Genomic DNA, 20,058 nt, shown 5'->3' with positions numbered 1-20,058 from the left:
CTTTCTTATGTGCGGGTCGCGTAGTCGAGGATGATACCGAGGAGGATCGCCAGCCCGGCCCAGTGGTTATGCAGGAACGCCTTGAAGCAGACCTGCGGCTTGCGTGAGCGTGTCGTCCAGAACTCCCAGGCGAAGCAGGCTGCAGCGACGGTCAGGCCCAGGTGGAACCACTGGCCAAGTTCGAAGCGCACGCCAGCGAGGATCAGGCAGAACAGGGCGAGGCCCTGCAGCGTGGCGATGACGATCCGATCAGCCTCGCCGAACAGGATGGCGGTGGACTTGATGCCGATCTTCAGGTCGTCCTCGCGGTCGGCCATCGCATAGTAGGTGTCATAGCCGACGGTCCAGACCACGTTGGCGATGAACAATAACCAGGCTTCCGGCGGCAGGCTGCCGGTTTCGGCGGTGAAGGCCATCAGCATGCCCCAGGAAAACGCAGCGCCCAGCACCACCTGCGGGTAATAGGTGTAGCGCTTCATGAACGGATAGAGCGCGGCAACGCCGAGAGCGCCGAAAGACAGCCAGACAGTCGCCGCGTTGGTCAGCAACGCCAGCCCGAAGCTTAGGGCCACGAGCCCTGCGAACAGAATCCAGGCTTCTTTCGGCGTGACCTTGCCAGTGGCCAGCGGACGGCCCTTGGTCCGGCTGACATGGCCGTCGAAATTGCGATCGGCGAAATCGTTGATCACGCAGCCGGCGGCGCGCATGAGGATCACGCCGAGCACGAAGATCACCACGTTCTTCACGCTGGGCGAGCCTTCACCGGCAATCCACAGCGCCCAGAGCGTCGGCCACAGCAACAAGTAGGTGCCAATGGGCCGCTCCAGGCGCATCAGCTGGATGAAGTCCCAGGCGCGCGGATGCAGGCGATTGCTCGATTGCAGAAGCTTTTGATACATCGGCGGTCTCCTAACGAAATGGCGGTTTTGGCTGCCGCTGTTCAACGATCTTGCTGCGCCACCAGCCACAGGGCAGGCAGAAACACTTCGGCGACGAGCACGCTCAGCTGGCCCCGGCTGAAACTCGACCGCCGGGCCCAGAGTTGTGGTTGGCGACAGTCTTCGGGCAGCCAAGCCTCGGGATAGCGCACGGTTTCCAGCGGACCTCGGGCGAAGGCCTGATCGCTGAACAGCAGTTCGCCCAATGAGCGGCTGCCTAGGCGCTGCAGATCGAAGCCGGAATCTTCCAGCGCACTGCGCGCCGCCACGCTGCGGGCAAACACCCAGGCCTCGCCGTGCCCGCGCAGGTACACCTCGCGCACCCAACCCGAACTACCCGGCGCCACGCCCAGCGCCGCGCATTCGTCATCGCGCAGGCCCTGCCAGCCCTCGCGCAGCGGCGTCACGCTGAAAGCGCCTTCGGCCAGCAACGTCAGGCGACGGGTCAGCGAACCCTTGTCGACATAGAGCCAGTCATGATGCAGCGGATCGAGCGGTGCGGGGAGTCGGTCGGCGGTCAGCCAGTCATGAAGTTCGGGCACAGGCGGTAGCGGGGTAACGGAAAGAGGCGGGAGTCTAGCAAGAAAGGAACGCTGGAAGGCTGGCCGTGGTGTTCGTGGGTGTGGCCGTTATGAGCTTGCTCGTTGGGTTACGCCTTCGGAAACCCGGATTACGCCTTCGGCTAATTCAGGCTACGGTCCTGTAGGTCGGGTCACGCTTCACCGACCCGACGATCGGACGTAAAGCCAGCCGAACCGATACGTGGCCCGGCATACAGCCGCTGCTTTTAGGTCCACCCCTCCAGCCGCATCGTCGCCCGCACCAGTCGCTGCTCTTCCTGCTCGATTTCCTTGAGGTTGTCGCGAATGCTGTGGATGTGGTCGCGGGCTGCGCGTTGGGCCTGGTCCGGCAGACGTTCGGTGATGGCATGGAACAGCCGCGAATGCTGCCGGTCGATCTGCCGCTTCTGCATGGGGCGATGGTAGAGGTTGTTCACCGAGGCGAAGACGGTGGACAGCATCAGGTCGGTCAACGACTGCAGCGTATGCACCAGCACCGGATTGTGCGAGGCCTCGCTGACCGCCAGATGGAAGGCGTGATCGAGGCGCGCATGCTCGCGGGGATCGGCGGCCTCTTCGGTGTGTGCGGCGAGCATTTCCTCGTAACGGCGGCGTAGCAGGATGAAATCGGCGTCGGTGCCGCGCAGCGCCGCCAGCCGTGCCGACTCGCCTTCCAGCAGCGCGCGTACTTCGAGCAGGTCGAACAACGTTCGCGGTTGTGAGTTGAACAGGTGCATCAGCGGGCTGGCATCCTGTTCGCCGGACAGTTTGGCGACGTGCGAACCACGGCCCTGTGCTGTCTCGATGATGCCGCGGCCACGCAGCACGCGTAGCCCTTCGCGCAGAGCCGAGCGCGAGATGCCGAGCTTTTCGCACAGGCGGCGCTCGGACGGCAGCGCCTGGCCGACCTTGAGCACGCCATCGACGATCAAGCGTTCGATCCGCTCGGCGACCACGTCAGCCAGTTGACGACGTTCCTGAGTATTTTCGATCAGCATGGAGTTCCTCATCTGGTAGGACCAGTTTGGCCAAAGTCTAACCCCGATCTCGGGAAAAAAGCGCAAACCGCCGATATCCGGGCGTTCTGGCTAGAAACATCAAGAGACTCTCGAAAGAAACTGGTAGGACCAGTGGTTTTGTCGATGGACGAAGGGGTGGGGCGGGCCGATGATGCGGCAAACCACCGCAGCTGGCCGTGCTGGCGGTGAACAATGAAGAGCACCGACTGCATGAATATCCTCTACGACGAACGCGTCGATGGTGAACTGCCCAAAGTCGACAAGGCGGCATTGCTCGCCGAGTTGCAGGCGCAGCTGCCCGACATGGACATCCTCCATCGCGGCGAAGATCTGAAGCCCTACGAGTGCGATGGCTTGTCCGCCTACCGCACCACACCGATGCTGGTGGTATTGCCCGAACGCATCGAGCAGGTCGAAACACTGCTGAAGATGGCCCACAAGCGTGGCGTGCCGGTGGTCGCTCGTGGCGCCGGGACCGGTCTGTCCGGCGGCGCGCTGCCGTTGGAGCAGGGCATCCTGCTGGTGATGGCGCGTTTCAACAAGATCCTCGAAGTCGACCCGGCCGGTCGCTTCGCCCGCGTCCAGCCCGGCGTGCGCAATCTGGCGATTTCCCAGGCTGCGGCGCCCTTCGACCTTTATTACGCGCCCGATCCTTCCTCGCAGATCGCCTGCTCCATCGGCGGCAACGTTGCCGAGAACGCGGGTGGCGTGCACTGCCTGAAATACGGTTTGACCGTGCACAACCTGCTCAAGGTGGAAATTCTCACCGTAGAAGGTGAGCGCATGGTGCTCGGCTCCGATGCGCTGGATTCGCCCGGCTTCGACCTACTGGCGCTGTTCACCGGCTCCGAGGGCATGCTCGGGATCGTCACTGAAGTGACCGTCAAACTGCTGCCCAAGCCGCAAGTGGCCAAGGTCCTGCTGGCTGCGTTCGACTCGGTGGAGAAGGCCGGGCGTGCGGTAGGCGACATCATCGCTGCCGGCATCATCCCCGGCGGCTTGGAGATGATGGACAACCTCTCGATCCGAGCGGCCGAGGACTTCATCCGCGCCGGTTACCCGGTGGATGCCGAGGCGATCCTGCTCTGCGAACTGGACGGTGTCGAGGCTGACGTAGTTGACGACTGCGCGCGCGTCAGCGAAGTCCTCAAGCTGGCCGGTGCCACCGAAGTGCGGCTGGCCAAGGACGAAGCTGAGCGAGTCAAGTTCTGGGCCGGGCGCAAGAATGCCTTCCCGGCGGTCGGGCGTATCTCGCCGGACTATTACTGCATGGATGGCACCATTCCACGTCGCGAGCTGCCGGGCGTGCTTAAGGGTATTTCCGATCTATCGGACGAGTATGGTCTGCGCGTAGCAAACGTGTTTCACGCTGGTGACGGCAATATGCACCCGCTGATCCTCTTCGATGCCAATACCGAAGGCGAGCTGGAACGCGCTGAAGCATTGGGCGGCAAAATTCTCGAACTCTGCGTCAAGGTCGGTGGTTCGATCACGGGTGAGCACGGCGTCGGCCGCGAAAAGATCAATCAGATGTGCGCGCAGTTCAATGCCGACGAGCTGACCCTGTTCCACGCTGTAAAAGCAGCGTTCGATCCCAGCGGCCTGCTCAACCCTGGCAAGAACATTCCGACCCTGCACCGCTGCGCCGAATTCGGCGGCATGCATGTGCACGGCGGGCAGTTGCCCTTCCCCGAATTGGAGCGCTTCTGATGACCGTTTCCTTCGACGACAGCCAGCAGCTGCTCGATCAGGTCAACCAGGCGTTGGCCAGTAATACTCCGCTGCGTATTCAGGGTGGTGGTAGCAAAGCGTTTCTCGGTCGTCCCGTCGAGGGCGAGTTGCTTGATACCCGCACGCACCGCGGCATTGTCAGCTATGACCCGACCGAGCTGGTGATCACGGCTCGTGCCGGCACGCCGCTGGCGGAGCTGGAAGCGGCCCTGGACGAAGCTGGGCAGATGCTGCCTTGCGAGCCGCCGCATTTCACCGACGGCGCCACGGTCGGCGGCATGATCGCTGCCGGTCTGTCAGGTCCACGTCGGCCCTGGTCCGGCTCGGTGCGCGATTTCGTGCTGGGTTCGCGGGTGATTACCGGTCACGGCAAGCATTTGCGCTTCGGTGGCGAGGTGATGAAAAACGTCGCCGGCTATGACCTGTCGCGCCTGATGGCCGGCAGCTTTGGCTGCCTTGGCGTGCTTACCGAGGTGTCGCTGAAAGTGCTGCCCAAGCCACGCCTATGCCGCAACCTGCGTGTCGAGATGTCGGCTGACCACGCGCTCCTCAAGCTTGCCGAATGGGGCCAGCAACCGGTGCCCATTACCGCCGCGAGCTATGACGGCCAAGCGCTGCATCTACGCCTTGAAGGCGGTGAAGGTTCGGTCAATGCCGCCTGCGATCGTATCGGTGGCGAGCCTCTGGACGCCAGCTACTGGAACGATCTGCGCGAACAACGGCTGAACTTTTTCGCCGATGCGCGGCCGCTGTGGCGCCTGTCGCTGCCAACCAATACGCCTGTATTGGCGCTCCCTGGCGAGCAGCTGATCGACTGGGCGGGCGCTCAGCGTTGGCTGAAATCCGATGCCGATGCGCAGACCATCCGCGCAATCGCAGGCGAAGTTGGCGGTCACGCCATCTGCTTCACGGCCGGTGTCACCGCCAGCCCGTTCCAACCATTGGGCGAGCCGTTGCTGCGTTACCACCGCCAGCTCAAGACGCAACTCGACCCGCAGGGGATTTTCAACCCCGGCCGTATGTATTCCGAGGTCTGATATGCAAACCAATCTCAGCGAAGCCGCGAAGAAGCTGCCGCGTGCCGAGGAAGCCGAGAGCATTCTGCGTTCTTGCGTGCACTGTGGTTTCTGCAACGCCACTTGCCCAACCTACCAGCTCCTGGGTGATGAGCTCGATGGCCCGCGCGGGCGCATTTACCTGATGAAGCAGATGTTCGAAGGCGGTGAAGTCACCGAAAGCACCCAGACGCACCTGGATCGTTGCCTGACCTGCCGCAACTGCGAGACTACCTGCCCGTCCGGCGTGCAATACCACAACCTGCTGGATATCGGCCGCGACTTCATGGAGCAGCAGGTCCAGCGCTCGGCTGGCGAACGCCTGCTACGCACCGGTCTGCGCAACGTGATACCGCGTCCGGGCCTTTTCAAGGCGCTGCTTGGCGCCGGCAATGCGCTGCGTCCGCTGATGCCAGCCACATTACGCGCGCACATGCCGCGCCAGGTCACTCCGGCCAAGCCGCGCCCGCAGGTCATGCATGCGCGTCACGTGTTGATGCTCGAAGGCTGTGTACAACCGAGCCTGTCACCAAACACCAATGCAGCTACTGCCCGTGTGCTCGATCGCCTCGGTATCAGCGTCAGCGCGGCGCGTGAGGCCGGTTGCTGCGGCGCCGTGGATTACCACCTGAACGCCCAGCAGGCTGGACTGGACCGTGCCCGGCGCAACATCGACGCCTGGTGGCCCGCCATCGAAGGCGGCGCCGAAGCCATCGTGCAGACGGCGAGTGGTTGCGGTGCCTTCATCAAGGATTACGGCCATCTGCTGCGGGATGACCCGGCTTACGCGGTCAAGGCTGCTCGAGTCAGTGCGTTGGCCAAGGACCTGGTGGAGGTCATGCGCAGCGCCGAACTCGAGCGGTTGAACGTCAAGGCCGACAAGCGCATGGCGTTCCATTGCCCCTGCACCTTGCAACATGCACAAAAGCTGAATGGCGCGGTCGAAGACGTGCTCACCCGGCTGGGCTTCCAGCTCACCGCGGTGCCAGATGCGCATCTGTGCTGCGGTTCGGCCGGCAGCTACTCGATCACCCAGCCTGAGCTATCCAAGCAGTTGCGCGACAACAAGCTGACCGCGTTGGAAAGTGGCAAACCGGAAGTGATCGTCACCGCCAATATCGGCTGTCAGACCCACCTCGACGGTGCCGGTCGCACACCGGTGCGGCATTGGATCGAGATTGTCGAAGAGACGATGAGCTAAAGCAGGCCCACCCTACGCCGACCGGTTTCCGGATAGCGCAGTGAATAAACGAATTACGAAGACAGGAGAATCGAGATGAAAACCAAAGCCGTACTGACCCAGACCGAAGTCACCGCCATCCTCGCCGCCGCCCGTGCAGAAGCACAGAACAATGGCTGGGCCGTGACCATCGTCGTTGCCGACGACGGCGGCCACCCGCTGGCCCTGGAGCGTCTCGATGGTTGTGCGCCGATCGCCGCCTACATCGCCACCGAGAAGGCGCGCAGCGCCGCGGTCGGTCGTCGCGAAACTAAGGGCTATGAGGACATGGTCAACGGCGGCCGCAACGCCTTCCTGTCCGCCCCGGTAGTTTGCTCGCTGGAAGGCGGCGTGCCGGTGATCGTCGATGGTCAGGTGATCGGTTCGGTCGGCGTCTCCGGCGTCACCGCCACGCAGGATGCGCAGGTCGCTAAAGCGGGCGTCGCCGCCGTCAACAACTGATTCAGGGAAAAGGAGAACATCTAATGACCGAGCGTGTAACCCTGGGCCGCCTGCAAGTTGCGGCCAACCTGCAGCGTTTCATCGAAGACGAAGTGCTGGCCGGCACTGGCGTAGAAGCCTCCGCCTTCTGGAGCGGCTTCGATCAGCTGGTCCACGACCTGGCACCGAAGAACCGCGCACTGCTGGCAGAGCGCGACCGCCTGCAGGTGGAGCTGGACAACTGGCACCGCAGCAACCCCGGCCCGATCAGCGACATGCCGGCTTACCGCGCCTTCCTCGAATCCATTGGCTACCTGCAGCCCGAGCCGGGCGAGGTGAAGATCAGCACCAGCAACGTCGACAGCGAGATCGCCACCCAGGCCTGCCCGCAGCTGGTGGTGCCCATCGGTAATGCCCGCTACGCGCTGAACGCCGCTAACGCCCGCTGGGGCTCGCTGTATGACGCGCTCTACGGCACCGACGCCATCAGCGAAGAGAACGGCGCGCAGAAAGGCCCGGGCTACAACGAAGTGCGCGGTGCCAAGGTCATCGCCTTCGCCCGCAACGTGCTCGACCAGGCCGCACCGCTGGCCGAAGGCAGCCACGCCGATGCGACCAACTACCGCGTGCAGGATGGCCAGCTCAAGGTCACCCTGGAAAACGGCAGCGTCACCGGCCTCAAGCAGCCGGAGAAGTTTCTCGGCTATCAGGGCGAGGCCGTCGAGCCCACCGCCGTACTGCTGAAGAACAACGGCCTGCACATCGAGATCCAGATCGATCCGAACAGCCCTATCGGCCAGACCGACCCTGCGGGCGTCAAGGACCTGCTGATCGAATCCGCCGTGACCACCATCATGGACTGCGAAGATTCCACCGCCGCCGTCGATGCCGACGACAAGGTGCTGGTTTACCGCAACTGGCTGGGCCTGATGAAAGGTGATCTGACCGATACCTTCCAGAAGGGCGGCCGGGCAATGACTCGCCAGCTCAATCCTGATCGCGAATACACCGCCGTCGATGGTTCCAGTCTGAAGCTGCACGGCCGCTCGCTGCTGTTCATCCGTAACGTCGGGCACCTGATGACCAACCCGGCGATTATCGACGGCGAAGGCCACGAGATCCCGGAAGGCATCCTCGACGGCGTAGTCACCAGTCTGATCGCCAAACATGACCTGCAGCGCAAGGGTAACTCGCGCACCGGCAGCGTCTACATCGTCAAACCGAAAATGCACGGCCCGGCCGAAGTGGCCTTCGCCGACGAGCTGTTTGGTCGTGTCGAAGACCTGATCGGCCTGCCGCGCCATGCACTCAAGGTAGGCATCATGGACGAGGAGCGCCGCACCAGCGTCAACCTCAAGGCCTGCATCGGCGCTGCGCAGAACCGCGTGGCGTTCATCAACACGGGCTTTCTCGACCGCACCGGCGACGAGATGCACAGCATCATGGAAGCCGGCGCCGTACTGCGCAAAGGCGACATGAAGGGCACCGCCTGGATCCAGGCCTACGAGCGCAACAACGTGCTGGTCGGCCTGAACTGCGGCCTGCGTGGCAAGGCGCAGATCGGCAAGGGCATGTGGGCCATGCCGGACCTGATGGCCGCCATGCTGGAGCAGAAGATCGCTCACCCGAAAGCCGGCGCTAACACCGCCTGGGTTCCGTCGCCGACCGGCGCCACCCTGCACGCACTGCACTACCACCAGGTAGACGTGCAGGCGGTACAGGCCGAGCTGGAGAAGATCGACCTGGCCAGCGAGCGCGAGCAGCTGACCAATGATCTGCTGACCATTCCGGTGGCAACGGACCGTAACTGGAGCACTGAGGCGATCCAGCAGGAACTGGACAATAACTGCCAGGGCATCCTCGGCTACGTGGTGCGCTGGGTCGAGCAGGGCGTCGGTTGCTCCAAGGTGCCGGACATCCACGATGTCGGCCTGATGGAAGACCGCGCCACCCTGCGCATCTCTAGCCAGCACCTGGCCAACTGGCTGCACCACGGAGTGGTCGGCGAGGCCCAGGTTCGCGAAACCCTGGAGCGCATGGCCAAGGTGGTCGATCAGCAGAACGCAGGCGATCCGCTCTACCGTCCGATGGCTGCCGACTATGCACAATCCGCTGCATTCCAGGCGGCCTGTGACCTAGTCTTCAAGGGTCGCGAGCAGCCCAGCGGCTATACCGAACCGCTGTTGCATGCCTGGCGCCAGCGCTTCAAGCAGCAGAGCTGAGTTTGAGGATATTCAGGAGATTGCTGATGGCTGGCTTAAGCCGGCCATTGGCGTAATTTGTAAGCCCCGGACGCTGAAAGGCATCCGGGGCTTTCGAGCATGGGGGGCGGGTCGACTTACCGGTCGGCCAGCACCTTTGGATGACATGAGGCTATGACATCCATGCGGGGCGCCGGGGTTTCCCGGAGAAAGAAGTGGTTCACAACAAAAAACAAGGAACCCAACAATGAGTCAGACACTGCTGTCCATACTGGCCTTCGTGCCACTGGTGTTGGCGGGCGTACTGTTGATCGGCTTTCGCTGGCCGGCCAAGTACGCGATGCCGCTGGTATTCGTGCTTACCGCGCTGATCGGCCTGCTGGCCTGGGACATGACCTTCAACCGGGTCTTGGCTTCCACGCTGCAAGGCCTGATTCTCACTGCCGCGATCCTCTGGATCATCTTCGGCGCCATCCTTCTCCTCAACACCCTCAAGCATTCCGGTGGTATCGCCGCGATTCGCCGGGGCTTTTCCAACATCAGCCCTGACCGGCGCGTACAGGCGCTGATCGTGGCCTGGCTGTTCGGTTGCTTCATCGAGGGCGCCTCGGGCTTCGGTACGCCAGCTGCGGTGGCTGCGCCGCTGATGGTTGCGCTGGGCTTCCCGGCACTGGCCGCGGTGGTGATGGGCATGATGGTGCAGTCCACGCCGGTTTCCTTCGGTGCTGTCGGTACACCGATCATTGTCGGGGTCGGTGGCGGCCTCGATCAGACTGGTATCGGCGCGCAGCTGGCGGCGGTGGGCAGTAACTGGGAGGTCTTCTTCCACCTGATATTCTCGCGCGTCGCGATCATCCACGCGCTGTGCGGCATCCTCATGCCGCTGATCATGCTGTGCATCCTGACCCGCTATTTCGGGCGCAAAAAATCCTGGTCCGAAGGGCTGGCGATGGCGCCTTTCGCGATCTTCACTGGCTTGGCGTTTGTTATTCCCTATGCCGCCGCCGGCGTCTTCCTCGGCCCGGAATTCCCCTCGATGATCGGCGCCCTGGTGGGTCTGGCCATCGTTGTGCCGGCTGCCAAGGCTGGCTTCCTGCTGCCGAAGGAAACCTGGGACTTCGCCCCGGCCAGCGAGTGGCCTGCCGACTGGATGGGCAAGATCGAGATGAAGATCGATGATGTGGCCGGCAAGACGCCCATCTCGGTGCCGATGGCCTGGGCCCCGTACCTGCTGCTCGCCGCCTTCCTGGTGATCTCGCGAGTCTTCCCAGACGTCAAGGCGGCGCTGATGTCGGTCAGCTTCGGCTGGAGGGACATCCTCGGTGAAACCGGCGTGTCTGGCACCTTGGAGCCGCTGTTCCTGCCGGGCGGCATTCTCTGCATGGTGGTGCTGGTCACCTTCTTCCTGCACCGGATGAAGGCCGGCGAACTAGGCGCGGCGATTTCCGAATCGAGCAAGACGCTGCTCGGTGCCGGTTTCGTGCTGATCTTCACCATTCCCATGGTGCGGATCCTGATCAACTCCGGCGTCAACGGCTCGGACCTGGTTTCCATGCCAGTGGCCATGGCGCAGCTGGTGGCCAGCAGTGTGGGCGATGTGTATCCGTTCTTCGCCCCAGCGGTTGGCGCCCTGGGCGCCTTCATCGCCGGCTCCAATACCGTGTCCAACCTGATGCTGTCGCAGTTCCAGTTCAACACCGCGGGCCTGTTGGGCCTCTCCGGTGCGCTGATGGTGGCACTGCAGTCGGTGGGTGCGGCGGCGGGCAACATGATCGCCATCCACAACGTGGTAGCGGCTTCGGCAACCGTGGGCCTGCTGGGGCGCGAAGGCGTGACCCTGCGCAAGACCATGCTGCCGACCCTGTATTACCTCATCCTGGCCGGCACCATCGGTCTCATCGGCTTCTATGTGATGGGTATCACTGATCCGCTGTCGGGAATCGCTAGCGCCAGTTAAAGGCGTACAGGGACCCGAACGGGCGGCTTAGGCCGCCCGTTTTGTTTCGTGCTGAGATCCTTAGCCGGCCGATGGTCTATCGACGGGACTCCAGGGTTTGGTGGATCGCAGCGTTCTGGTATAGCGTGCAGCGCAAACGAAAATGATCGAGGTGAACGATGAGAAAGTGGCAATGCGTGGTATGCGGATTCATCTATGACGAAGCCGAAGGCTGGCCGGACGAAGGCATCGCACCCGGGACCGCCTGGGAAGATGTGCCTGAAGACTGGCTGTGCCCCGATTGCGGCGTGGGCAAGATGGATTTCGAAATGATCGCGATTGGCTGATATGAACGAATCGAACACTAAAGGCATGCCGGACGCGCCGCTGGTCATCATCGGCACCGGCCTGGCGGGCTACAACCTGGCGCGGGAGTTCCGCAAGCACGACAGCGAGACGCCGCTGCTGCTGATCACCGCCGATGACGGTCGGTCCTATTCCAAGCCAATGCTGTCCACCGGTTTCGCCATGAACAAGGACGCCGATGCCCTCGGCATGTTGAGCGCCGGGCAGATGGCCATCCAGCTCAACGCCGAGATCCGCACCCATACGCGGGTAACACGCCTCGACCCCGACAATCGCCGCGTGTGGATTGGCAACGAGCCGGTGCCCTATCGCGATTTGGTACTCGCCTGGGGCGCGCAGACGATTCAGGTGCCGATCGCAGGCGATGCACAGGACGCCATCTTCCCGATCAATGACCTGCTCGACTACGGCCGCTTCCGCGAAGCTGCAAGAGGCAAGCGACGTGTGCTGATCGTCGGCGCCGGGCTGATCGGCTGTGAATTTGCCAATGACTTGCTGCACGGTGGGTACGAGGTGGAATTGGTCGCACCCTGCGAACAGATCATGCCGTCGTTGCTTCCGGTGGACGTTGCGGCGGCCGTGCAGCGAGGGCTGGAGTCGCTGGGCGCGCGCTTTCACCTTGGCCCGGTGCTGGAGCGCCTGGACCGGAGTGGCGATGCCCTCGAAGCGCAGCTGTCGGACGGCCAGCGGTTGAGCTGCGATCTGGCGGTGAGCGCCGTTGGCCTGCGCCCACGCACCGAACTCGCGGCTGCTGCAGGGCTCGAGGTCAATCGCGGTATTACCGTTGACCGGATGCTGCAGACCTCTACCAACCACGTCTACGCGCTGGGGGATTGCGCTGAGGTCGGTGGGCTCAATCTGCTGTACGTGATGCCCTTGATGAGCGGCGTGCGCGCGCTTGCACAAACGCTTTTCGGCAAGCCGACCTCGGTGGCTTACGGACCGATGCCGATCACGGTGAAAACTCCGGTTTGTCCTCTGGTGGTATCACCGCCGGCGGCTGGCAGCGACGGGCATTGGAGTGTGGAAGGCGAGGGCAGCGACCTCAAGGCTCTATTCCGCGGCATCGATGGCAATCTGTTGGGTTACGCGCTGACCGGGGCGGCCGTGCGGGAGCGTCTGGACTTGAATAAGCAGCTGCCGCCGGTCTTGGCGGAAGTGCCTCAGCTTCTGTCGTTAAAGTCTTCTGAATGACTCGGTAAAGCGCTGGCGGGGGCTGGCGCGAGTGCTAGCAGCGTGCCATGCTCCCAGTGGCACTGCCGCAGCGTAGAGCTGTTGCAGTGCTCGGAACGCTGTTTGGAAACAGCGAATACAAAAACAAAAAAGTCAGAGGCTACCCATGCGTAAACCGGAACTCGCTGCCGCTATCGCAGATAAAGCCGATCTCACCAAGGATCAGGCCAATCGTGTACTCAACGCCGTACTTGATGAAATCACCAACGCGCTCAACCGCAAGGACAGCGTGACCTTGGTTGGTTTCGGTACCTTTGTGCAACGCCACCGAGGCGCCCGCACGGGCAAGAACCCGCAAACGGGCGAGCCCGTCACCATCAGGGCCAGCAATACCGTGGCGTTCAAGCCGGGAAAGATGCTGAAAGACGCGATCAACTGATACGCGCTGCCCGGGGCCCGAGCGGCTCCGGGTCAGCCTGACCCGCCGGTCCGCTCCGGACCCAGCTGTTCCCGCACTTCCGCTGCTCCGATCAGTCGCTACAATGCGACACCTTTTGCTAACGGTCGGCAAATTCATGAAATTTCGTTTTCTTCTCTGGATGCTGGGCCGCCTGATGGCCAAGGCTAGCCGTACCAATCCCGATTTCCAGCAGCAGCTGGGCGACAAGAACCTGACCTTCCAATTGCATACCCTGGACGGCAAGGTAGCGCGGCATTACGTCGTCAAGAATCAGCGCATCACCAGCAAGGGCGGTCCCGCCGCGGAGCCGGCTTTTGCCATCGGCTTCAAGGACAGTGCCTATGGCTTCGCCACCATGAATGCCAAGAACAAGCAGCTGGCCTTCATGCAGGGCATCCAGAACAAAGACATCCAGATCCAAGGCAACCCAGCGTTGGTGATGTGGTTTCAGGGGCTGACCAAGTATTTGAAACCCCGCAAGAAGAAGTAGTCATAGGGACGGCGTTGCCGCGACTGAACTAGGCATTTGGTTGCCTGCATACACGTCGCGCTTTCTTCGGTGCGGACTACAGATTGCGCCTCGCACGGCGTCTTACTTTTCTTTGTTTGCGGATCGCCGCCCGGCGCAAAGAAAAGTAAGCAAAAGAAATCGCCCCCCTACATCCGGGTTTTGCTTCGCAAAAGTCCCATGCCGGCGTCGCTCCGGAGGTCGAGCTAGGCGCCCCTCGCGAAGGGCCATCCATCACTCCTCGCTTGGCGCCTTGCCTCGCAACCCCCTGCGCAACGCCTGCGATCGGCCTCCTGAAGGGGAAGGGAGTCCGAGTCGTGTGAAAGGCCATATTTGCTCTTTTGCTCTTTTGCTCTTTTGCTCTTTTGCTCTTTTGCTCTTTTTTTGCACGAACTAACAGGCGACACCAAACGCCCCTCTCAGGAGGCCGAGTGGAGTCGCTGTGTAGGGGAGCGAGCGGCATGGATGCCGCGAGAGGCGTAAAGGGCCATGGATGGCCCTTGTACGCCGGCCCCCGGAGCAGCGATGAAGCGAGGGAACCCCGGCGTAGCCGGGGCCGTATGCAGGGGCAAGCGTTTTTGGTTACTTTTTCCGCGTTTGGAAAAAGTGACTCGCCCAGCGGGGCGAAACCCAATTCCCAGCTAGCTCCGAAATCAGCCCCTTGCGCCGCCGGCCCAAACCCGCGCCTCACCCACCAACCACTCCCGAAACGCCACCAACCCTGCCGCCTCCACCTTCCTCTCCGGAATCATCAAGTAATACCCCTGCGTCCCACTGCGATATGCATGCGGATGCGCCGTTACCAGCCGTCCCTCCGCCAACTCCCGCTGGATCAGAAAGGGCGGGATCAACGCCACCCCCATCCCGTGTTCCGCCGCCTGGGCCAGCATCGAGAACAACTCCAATCGCGGCCCGGTCATGTCGCGGGCGACCTTCATCCCCAGCGAATCGAACCACTGCCGCCAGGCATAGGGCCGGGTGCTCTGCTGCAGCAGCGGTATCCTGGCCAGGGCTTCGGCGTCAAGCGGCCCGCCGCCGCGAAGCAGCGCAGGGCTGCAGACCGGCTGTAAATCCTCAGGCATGAGGAAGTGTGCCTCGGTGCCGGACCAATCGGCATCGCCGAAATAGATGGCGGCGTCGAAATCGGTATCGGCGAAAAGGAACGGCCGGGTGCGGTTGGTCAGGTTGAGGCTGATCTGCGGATGCCGCGCCTGGAAATCTTTCAATCGGGGCACCAGCCACTGAGTGCCGAAGGTGGGCACCACGGCGAGTTCGAGGCTCATCGCGCCCTGCTGACCCATCACCGAGAGAGTGTCGCGTTCCACCGCATCCAGTTGCGCGGCGATGCGCCGCGCATAGGATTGCCCTGCCTCGGTCAGTTGCACGCCGCGCCGCGAGCGGCGAAACAGCGCCAGCCCGAGAAATTCCTCCAGTCCACCGATCTGGCGGCAGATGGCGCTTTGGGTCAAGGCCAGCTCTTCGGCGGCACGGGTGAAGCTTTGATGACGCGCGGCCGCTTCGAAAGCGACCAGGGCTGCGGTACTGGGAATTTTGCGACGCATGCGGAAATCTCATGTATTCGTGCATCTGAGGGCAAGAATGATATTCCGAAGTGAGGAACACGCACAGGTAGGTGCGAAATCGTCGGTTGCCCGACGGCGACTACCGGCCTAGCCTCTCTGACATTCGTTCCCCGTAGGGGCACAGCAGCTTCTACCGGAACACAATAAAACGTCCGAGGATTCGCTCATGACCGCCAAGGCAAGCTTCAACTGGATCGACCCGCTATTGCTCGATCAGCAATTGACGGAAGAGGAGCGCATGGTGCGTGACAGCGCCCAGCAGTTCGCGGCAGACAAGCTGGCGCCGCGGGTGCTGGAGGCCTTCCGCCACGAGCGCACCGACGCGGCGATCTTCCGCGAGATGGGCGAAACTGGTTTGCTCGGCGCGACCATTCCCGAAGCCTACGGCGGCAGCGGCCTGAACTACGTCTGCTACGGCCTGATCGCCCGCGAGGTGGAACGCATCGATTCGGGCTACCGCTCGATGATGAGCGTGCAGTCTTCGCTGGTGATGGTGCCGATCAACGAGTTCGGCCACGAGGAAACCAAGCAGAAATACTTGCCCAAGCTGGCAAGCGGCGAATACATCGGCTGCTTCGGCCTGACCGAGCCGAACCACGGCTCCGATCCGGGTTCGATGGTGACCCGGGCGAAGAAGGTCGACGGCGGCTATCGCCTATCCGGCGCCAAGATGTGGATCACCAACAGTCCGATCGCCGACGTCTTCGTGGTCTGGGCCAAGGACGACGAGGGCGCGATTCGTGGTTTCGTGCTGGAGAAGGGCTGGGAGGGGCTGTCCGCTCCGGCGATCCACGGCAAGGTTGGTCTGCGCGCGTCGATCACCGGCGAGATCGTAATGGACAATGTGTTTTGCCCGGAAGAAAACGCCTTCCCCGACGTGCGCGGCCTGCGTGGTCCCTTCACCTGCCTGGATTCGGCCCGTTACGGCATCAGCTGGGGTGCACTGGGCGCCGCCGAGTTCTGCTGGCACACCGCGCGTCAGTACACCCTGGATCGCCAGCAGTTCGGCCGTCCATTGGCCGCCAATCAGCTGATCCAGAAGAAGCTCGCCGACATGCAGACCGAGATCACCTTGGCCTTGCAAGGCTGCCTGCGCTTGGGACGGATGAAGGACGAAGGCACCGCTGCCGTGGAAATCACCTCGATCATGAAGCGCAACAGCTGCGGCAAGGCGCTGGACGTGGCGCGCCTGGCCCGCGACATGCTCGGCGGTAACGGCATCAGCGACGAGTTCGGCGTGGCCCGGCATCTGGTCAACCTGGAAGTGGTCAATACCTACGAAGGCACCCATGACGTGCACGCACTGATTCTCGGGCGGGCGCAAACGGGGATTCAGGCGTTCTTTTAAGCAGCGAGAAGCTTGGGCCGGAAGCTGAAAGTAAAAGTCTGCACCGCTTCTAGCTCCAGCTTTCGAAGAGGTTTTTCCATGACCGGCGCATTAGCCAACCTCCGCGTTCTGGACTTGTCCCGCGTGCTTGCTGGCCCCTGGTGCGGGCAGATTCTCGGTGATCTCGGCGCTGAAGTGATCAAGGTCGAGCGGCCTGGTACGGGCGACGATACCCGTCACTGGGGGCCTCCGTATCTGAGAGACCAACAGGGCGAGAACACCTCGGAGGCTGCCTATTACCTGTCGGCCAACCGCAACAAGGAGTCGCTGACCCTGGATTTCACCCAGTCAGAAGGCCAGCGGATCATTCGTGAGCTGGTGGCTGGGTGCGATGTGTTGCTGGAGAACTTCAAGGTCGGCGGGCTGGCTGCTTACGGGCTGGACTATGAAAGCCTCAAGGCGATCAACCCGCGACTGATCTACTGCTCGATCACTGGTTTCGGCAGCGACGGTCCTTATGCCCAGCGCGCCGGCTACGACTTCATGATCCAGGGCCTCGGCGGACTGATGAGCCTGACCGGCCGCAGCGATGCCGAGGAGGGCGCCGGGCCGGTCAAGGTCGGCGTGGCGCTGACAGATATCCTCACCGGCCTCTATGCCACCGTCGGGGTGCTGGCCGCGCTCAACCGTCGCGAGCAGAGCGGCGTCGGTCAGCATGTCGAGTTGGCGCTGCTGGACGTGCAGGTCGCCTGCCTGGCCAATCAGGCGATGAACTACCTGACTACCGGCGTCGCGCCCAAGCGCATGGGCAATGCGCATCCGAACATCGTGCCGTATCAGGATTTTCCCACCGCCGATGGCGACATCATTCTCACCATCGGCAACGACGGGCAGTTCCGCAAGTTCGCAGACGTGGCCGGGTGTCCCGAGTGGGCCGATGACCCGCGTTTCGCCAGCAACAAGGCGCGGGTTGCGAACCGTGCCGCGCTGATTCCAATGATTCGCCAGGTCACGGTGTTCCGCACCACTGCCGAGTGGGTGGCGGAGCTGGAGCGCGCTGGCGTGCCCTGTGGGCCGATCAACGACGTCGCTCAGGTGTTCGCCGACCCGCATGTTCAGGCGCGCGGTTTGCGCGTGGAGATACCGCATCCGCTGGCGGGCAGCGTGCCCCAGGTGGCGAGCCCGATCCGCCTGTCCGAGTCGCCTGTGGACTATCGAAAGGCACCGCCATTGTTGGGTGAACACAGCGAGGCGCTGCTGCAACGGCTGCTGGGTCTGGCTCCGGAGCAGGTTGCATCTCTGCGGCGGGACGGAGTGATCTAAGCCCATCTAACAAGCCGAACCTCACGCTCGCTGAACTCTCCCGCCGTCTGACTATCCCTATTTAGGTACTCAAATCTTGAGCGGACGAGCGAATCATGCAGATGCAGCGCTATCGAATCACCGGGCAACTGTTGGTTGTCCTGTTCATGTCCTGGCTGCTGGCCGGCTGCGGCATCAACAATATTCCCCAGTATGACGAGCAGGTGAAATCGGCTTGGGCCCAGGTGGAAAACCAGTACCAACGCCGTGCCGACCTGATCCCGAACCTGGTCGAGACGGTGAAGGGCTTCGCCCGTCAGGAGCAGGAAACCCTGACCGCTGTGGTCGAGGCGCGGGCCAAGGCGACGTCGATACAGGTGGACGCCAACACGCTGAACAATCCCGAACAGCTGCAGCAGTTCCAGCAGGCGCAGAACCAGCTGACCGGCGCCCTGAGCCGGCTGATGATGGTGTCCGAGCGCTACCCGGAACTGAAGTCGAACCAGAACTTCCTTGCCTTACAGTCGCAGCTCGAAGGTACGGAAAACCGCATCGCCGTGGCGAGGCGCGACTTCATCGCGGCGGTCGAACGCTACAACACCGAGATTCGTACCTTCCCCGGTCGTATCTGGCACACCCTGATGTACAGCGACATGCCGATTCGCGAGAACTTCGAGGCCACCGCCGAGAACGCCGATCAGGCGCCGCAAGTGCAGTTTGAATGAGCATCAGGCTGCTGCTATTCCCGCTGCTGCTGATCTGCGGCAGTGTCTTTGCGCAGGACGCGGAGCTGCCGACGCTGACCGGCAGGGTAGTGGACCAGGCCGAGCTGCTCGACCCCCAGACCGAAGCTAGCCTGACCAGCATGCTTGCCGCCCATGAACAGGCCACCAGCGAGCAGGTGGTGGTGGTCACGGTGCCGGACCTGCAAGGGCGCAGCATCGAGGATTTCGGCGTGCAGCTCGGCCGTGCGTGGGGCATCGGCCAGCAGGGCGAGGACAACGGTGCGCTGCTGATCGTCGCGCGTGATGACCGCCGGATCCGCATCGAAGTTGGCTACGGCCTCGAAGGCAGGCTGACCGACGCGCAATCCTCGATGATCATCAACGGCATCATCGCACCGGCCTTCCAGCAGGGCGATTTCGCCCGCGGCATCAGCGAAGGCGCCGCCGCGATGGTGCAGGTGCTCGGTGGCGACCCGCTGCAGAGTGCGGCCATGCGCCCAGCGATGCCCATGGGCGCGCAAGAACCCGGCGGGCTCGGCATCCTCGGCTTCTTCCTGATGCTGGTGGCCATCTTCGTCATCGGCGGCGGCCGGGGCGGTCGTGGCGGTGGTCGCAAGGCTTTGCTGCTCGGCGCCTTGCTAGGCGGTATGGGGCGCGGCGGTGGCTTCGGCGGTGGCGGTTTTGGTGGAGGTGGTTTTGGCGGCGGAGGTGGCGGCTTCGGTGGCGGCGGCGCCTCGGGTGGCTGGTGACTGAAAATCTGGCCCTAGATCAACACAACGAGAACCTACCTCGACGATGAACGAGCAATGACCCTACTGACCGAAAGCGAGCTGCAACAAGTAACCGAGGCGATCGAGCGCGTGGAGCGTGGCACCGACGCCGAGCTGGTGACGGTGCTGGCGGCGCAGGCTGATGACTATCGCTACATCCCGCTGTTGTGGGCCAGCCTGATCGCGTTGCTGTTGCCCGGCGCGTTGCTGTTCTTCACTGGCTGGTTGTCAGCCTGGCAGCTACTGCTGGTGCAGTGGCTGACGTTCATCGTGCTGGCGGTGATCTTTCGGATTCCCAGCCTAACCACACGGCTGATTCCACGCTCGGTCCGGCATTGGCGGGCCTGCAACCTGGCGCGTCGGCAATTCATAGAGCTGAATCTGCACCACACCGAGGGCGGCACCGGCATGCTGATCTTTGTCTGCGAAGCCGAGCGTTATGTCGAGATTCTGGTGGATCGTGGAATTTCCAGCCGAATCGACAACAGCGCCTGGCAATCGATCGTCGAGAATTTTACTGACGACGTGCGCAATGGGCAGGTGCTTCAGGGGTTTCTGAACTGTATCGAGGCGTGCGGCTCGTTGCTCGAACAACACGTGCCGGCCACTCATGAGCGCAACGAGTTGCCGAACCGTCTGGTGGTTATCGATTGAAAAGCGATGACAGCTGAACGCGAAGCGGGGCAGACGTAACCCGCGTTTTTCGGAGACGAAAAAGCTGGGCAGTTTTCACAGTGCGTGAAC

Annotated in this window: 19 protein-coding genes; 15 read left to right on the top strand and 4 right to left on the bottom strand. The window is 62.7% G+C overall.

The features are described 5' to 3' along the window. Positions 1 to 5: 5 nt before the first annotated feature. The 3 genes from ubiA to glcC all read right to left on the bottom strand — a co-directional run bounded on the left by ubiA (position 6) and on the right by glcC (position 2,496). Entirely contained in the window at positions 6 to 899 is an 894-nt protein-coding gene (gene ubiA / locus GYM54_RS11840) for a 4-hydroxybenzoate octaprenyltransferase (protein ID WP_197445256.1), read from the bottom strand. A 41-nt stretch (positions 900 to 940) separates the two neighbouring features. Continuing rightward, complete coding sequence (locus GYM54_RS11835) at positions 941 to 1,480, bottom strand: chorismate lyase (protein ID WP_197445255.1); 540 nt, start codon at positions 1,478 to 1,480, stop codon at positions 941 to 943. 245 nt (positions 1,481 to 1,725) lie between these two features. Then, on the bottom strand, positions 1,726 to 2,496 hold the full coding sequence (gene glcC, locus GYM54_RS11830) for a transcriptional regulator GlcC (RefSeq protein WP_131651408.1): 771 nt from the start codon (positions 2,494 to 2,496) through the stop codon (positions 1,726 to 1,728). Between the two features lie 231 nt (positions 2,497 to 2,727). On the opposite strand from glcC, the gene glcD reads away from it, so the two are divergent. From glcD to GYM54_RS11780, 10 genes are all read left to right on the top strand, one after another. Then, on the top strand, positions 2,728 to 4,227 hold the full coding sequence (gene glcD / locus GYM54_RS11825) for a glycolate oxidase subunit GlcD (protein ID WP_197445369.1): 1,500 nt from the start codon (positions 2,728 to 2,730) through the stop codon (positions 4,225 to 4,227). Further along, entirely contained in the window at positions 4,227 to 5,285 is a 1,059-nt protein-coding gene (glcE, locus tag GYM54_RS11820; protein ID WP_197445254.1) for a glycolate oxidase subunit GlcE, read from the top strand. The genes glcD and glcE overlap by 1 nt, the downstream gene beginning before the upstream one ends. A gap of 1 nt (position 5,286) precedes the next feature. After that, positions 5,287 to 6,504: a glycolate oxidase subunit GlcF gene (glcF, locus tag GYM54_RS11815; protein WP_197445253.1), complete on the top strand. Its 1,218-nt coding sequence runs from the start codon at positions 5,287 to 5,289 to the stop codon at positions 6,502 to 6,504. Positions 6,505 to 6,579: 75 nt separating this feature from the next. After that, positions 6,580 to 6,984 carry a heme-binding protein gene (locus GYM54_RS11810; RefSeq protein ID WP_197445252.1) on the top strand — a complete coding sequence of 135 codons (405 nt, stop codon included), beginning with the start codon at positions 6,580 to 6,582 and terminating at the stop codon, positions 6,982 to 6,984. A 23-nt stretch (positions 6,985 to 7,007) separates the two neighbouring features. Then, positions 7,008 to 9,185 carry a malate synthase G gene (locus GYM54_RS11805; protein WP_197445251.1) on the top strand — a complete coding sequence of 726 codons (2,178 nt, stop codon included), beginning with the start codon at positions 7,008 to 7,010 and terminating at the stop codon, positions 9,183 to 9,185. A gap of 226 nt (positions 9,186 to 9,411) precedes the next feature. Then, positions 9,412 to 11,121 carry an L-lactate permease gene (locus GYM54_RS11800; protein WP_181104746.1) on the top strand — a complete coding sequence of 570 codons (1,710 nt, stop codon included), beginning with the start codon at positions 9,412 to 9,414 and terminating at the stop codon, positions 11,119 to 11,121. Positions 11,122 to 11,279: 158 nt separating this feature from the next. After that, positions 11,280 to 11,447, top strand: coding sequence for a rubredoxin (locus GYM54_RS11795; protein WP_131651414.1), 168 nt, complete (start codon positions 11,280 to 11,282; stop codon positions 11,445 to 11,447). 25 nt (positions 11,448 to 11,472) lie between these two features. Further along, on the top strand, positions 11,473 to 12,660 hold the full coding sequence (locus GYM54_RS11790) for an NAD(P)/FAD-dependent oxidoreductase (protein WP_181104801.1): 1,188 nt from the start codon (positions 11,473 to 11,475) through the stop codon (positions 12,658 to 12,660). Between the two features lie 145 nt (positions 12,661 to 12,805). Continuing rightward, positions 12,806 to 13,078, top strand: a complete 273-nt coding sequence (locus GYM54_RS11785) for an HU family DNA-binding protein (protein WP_131651415.1) — start codon at positions 12,806 to 12,808, stop codon at positions 13,076 to 13,078. Between the two features lie 136 nt (positions 13,079 to 13,214). After that, on the top strand, positions 13,215 to 13,589 hold the full coding sequence (locus GYM54_RS11780) for an SCP2 sterol-binding domain-containing protein (RefSeq protein WP_181104744.1): 375 nt from the start codon (positions 13,215 to 13,217) through the stop codon (positions 13,587 to 13,589). 671 nt (positions 13,590 to 14,260) lie between these two features. Here the strand turns inward: GYM54_RS11780 and GYM54_RS11775 are convergent. Then, a complete protein-coding gene (locus tag GYM54_RS11775; protein WP_181104742.1) occupies positions 14,261 to 15,169 on the bottom strand; it encodes a LysR family transcriptional regulator in 909 nt (302 codons plus the stop codon). 187 nt (positions 15,170 to 15,356) lie between these two features. Between GYM54_RS11775 and GYM54_RS11770 the strand changes: the two genes are divergently transcribed. The 5 genes from GYM54_RS11770 (at position 15,357) to GYM54_RS11750 (ending at position 19,968) form a co-directional block, all read left to right on the top strand. Beyond that, positions 15,357 to 16,538, top strand: coding sequence for an acyl-CoA dehydrogenase (locus GYM54_RS11770; RefSeq protein ID WP_181104740.1), 1,182 nt, complete (start codon positions 15,357 to 15,359; stop codon positions 16,536 to 16,538). 78 nt (positions 16,539 to 16,616) lie between these two features. Next, entirely contained in the window at positions 16,617 to 17,840 is a 1,224-nt protein-coding gene (locus GYM54_RS11765; protein WP_181104738.1) for a CaiB/BaiF CoA-transferase family protein, read from the top strand. A gap of 95 nt (positions 17,841 to 17,935) precedes the next feature. After that, entirely contained in the window at positions 17,936 to 18,544 is a 609-nt protein-coding gene (locus tag GYM54_RS11760; protein WP_131651420.1) for a LemA family protein, read from the top strand. Further along, the gene (locus GYM54_RS11755) at positions 18,541 to 19,293 is read left to right on the top strand and encodes a YgcG family protein (RefSeq protein WP_181104736.1); all 753 of its coding nucleotides are present in this window, start codon (positions 18,541 to 18,543) and stop codon (positions 19,291 to 19,293) included. Before GYM54_RS11760 ends, GYM54_RS11755 begins: the two co-directional genes overlap by 4 nt. Before the next feature lie 57 nt (positions 19,294 to 19,350). Beyond that, positions 19,351 to 19,968 (top strand): TPM domain-containing protein, encoded by a 618-nt coding sequence (locus tag GYM54_RS11750; protein WP_131651422.1) that lies wholly within the window; start codon positions 19,351 to 19,353, stop codon positions 19,966 to 19,968. Positions 19,969 to 20,058: the final 90 nt, after the last annotated feature.

The organism is Pseudomonas sp. MTM4 (assembly GCF_019355055.1).
GTDB lineage: Bacteria > Pseudomonadota > Gammaproteobacteria > Pseudomonadales > Pseudomonadaceae > Stutzerimonas.
Note: the sequence above shows the minus strand (reverse complement) of the source record. Positions and strands in the feature narration are given on the sequence as shown.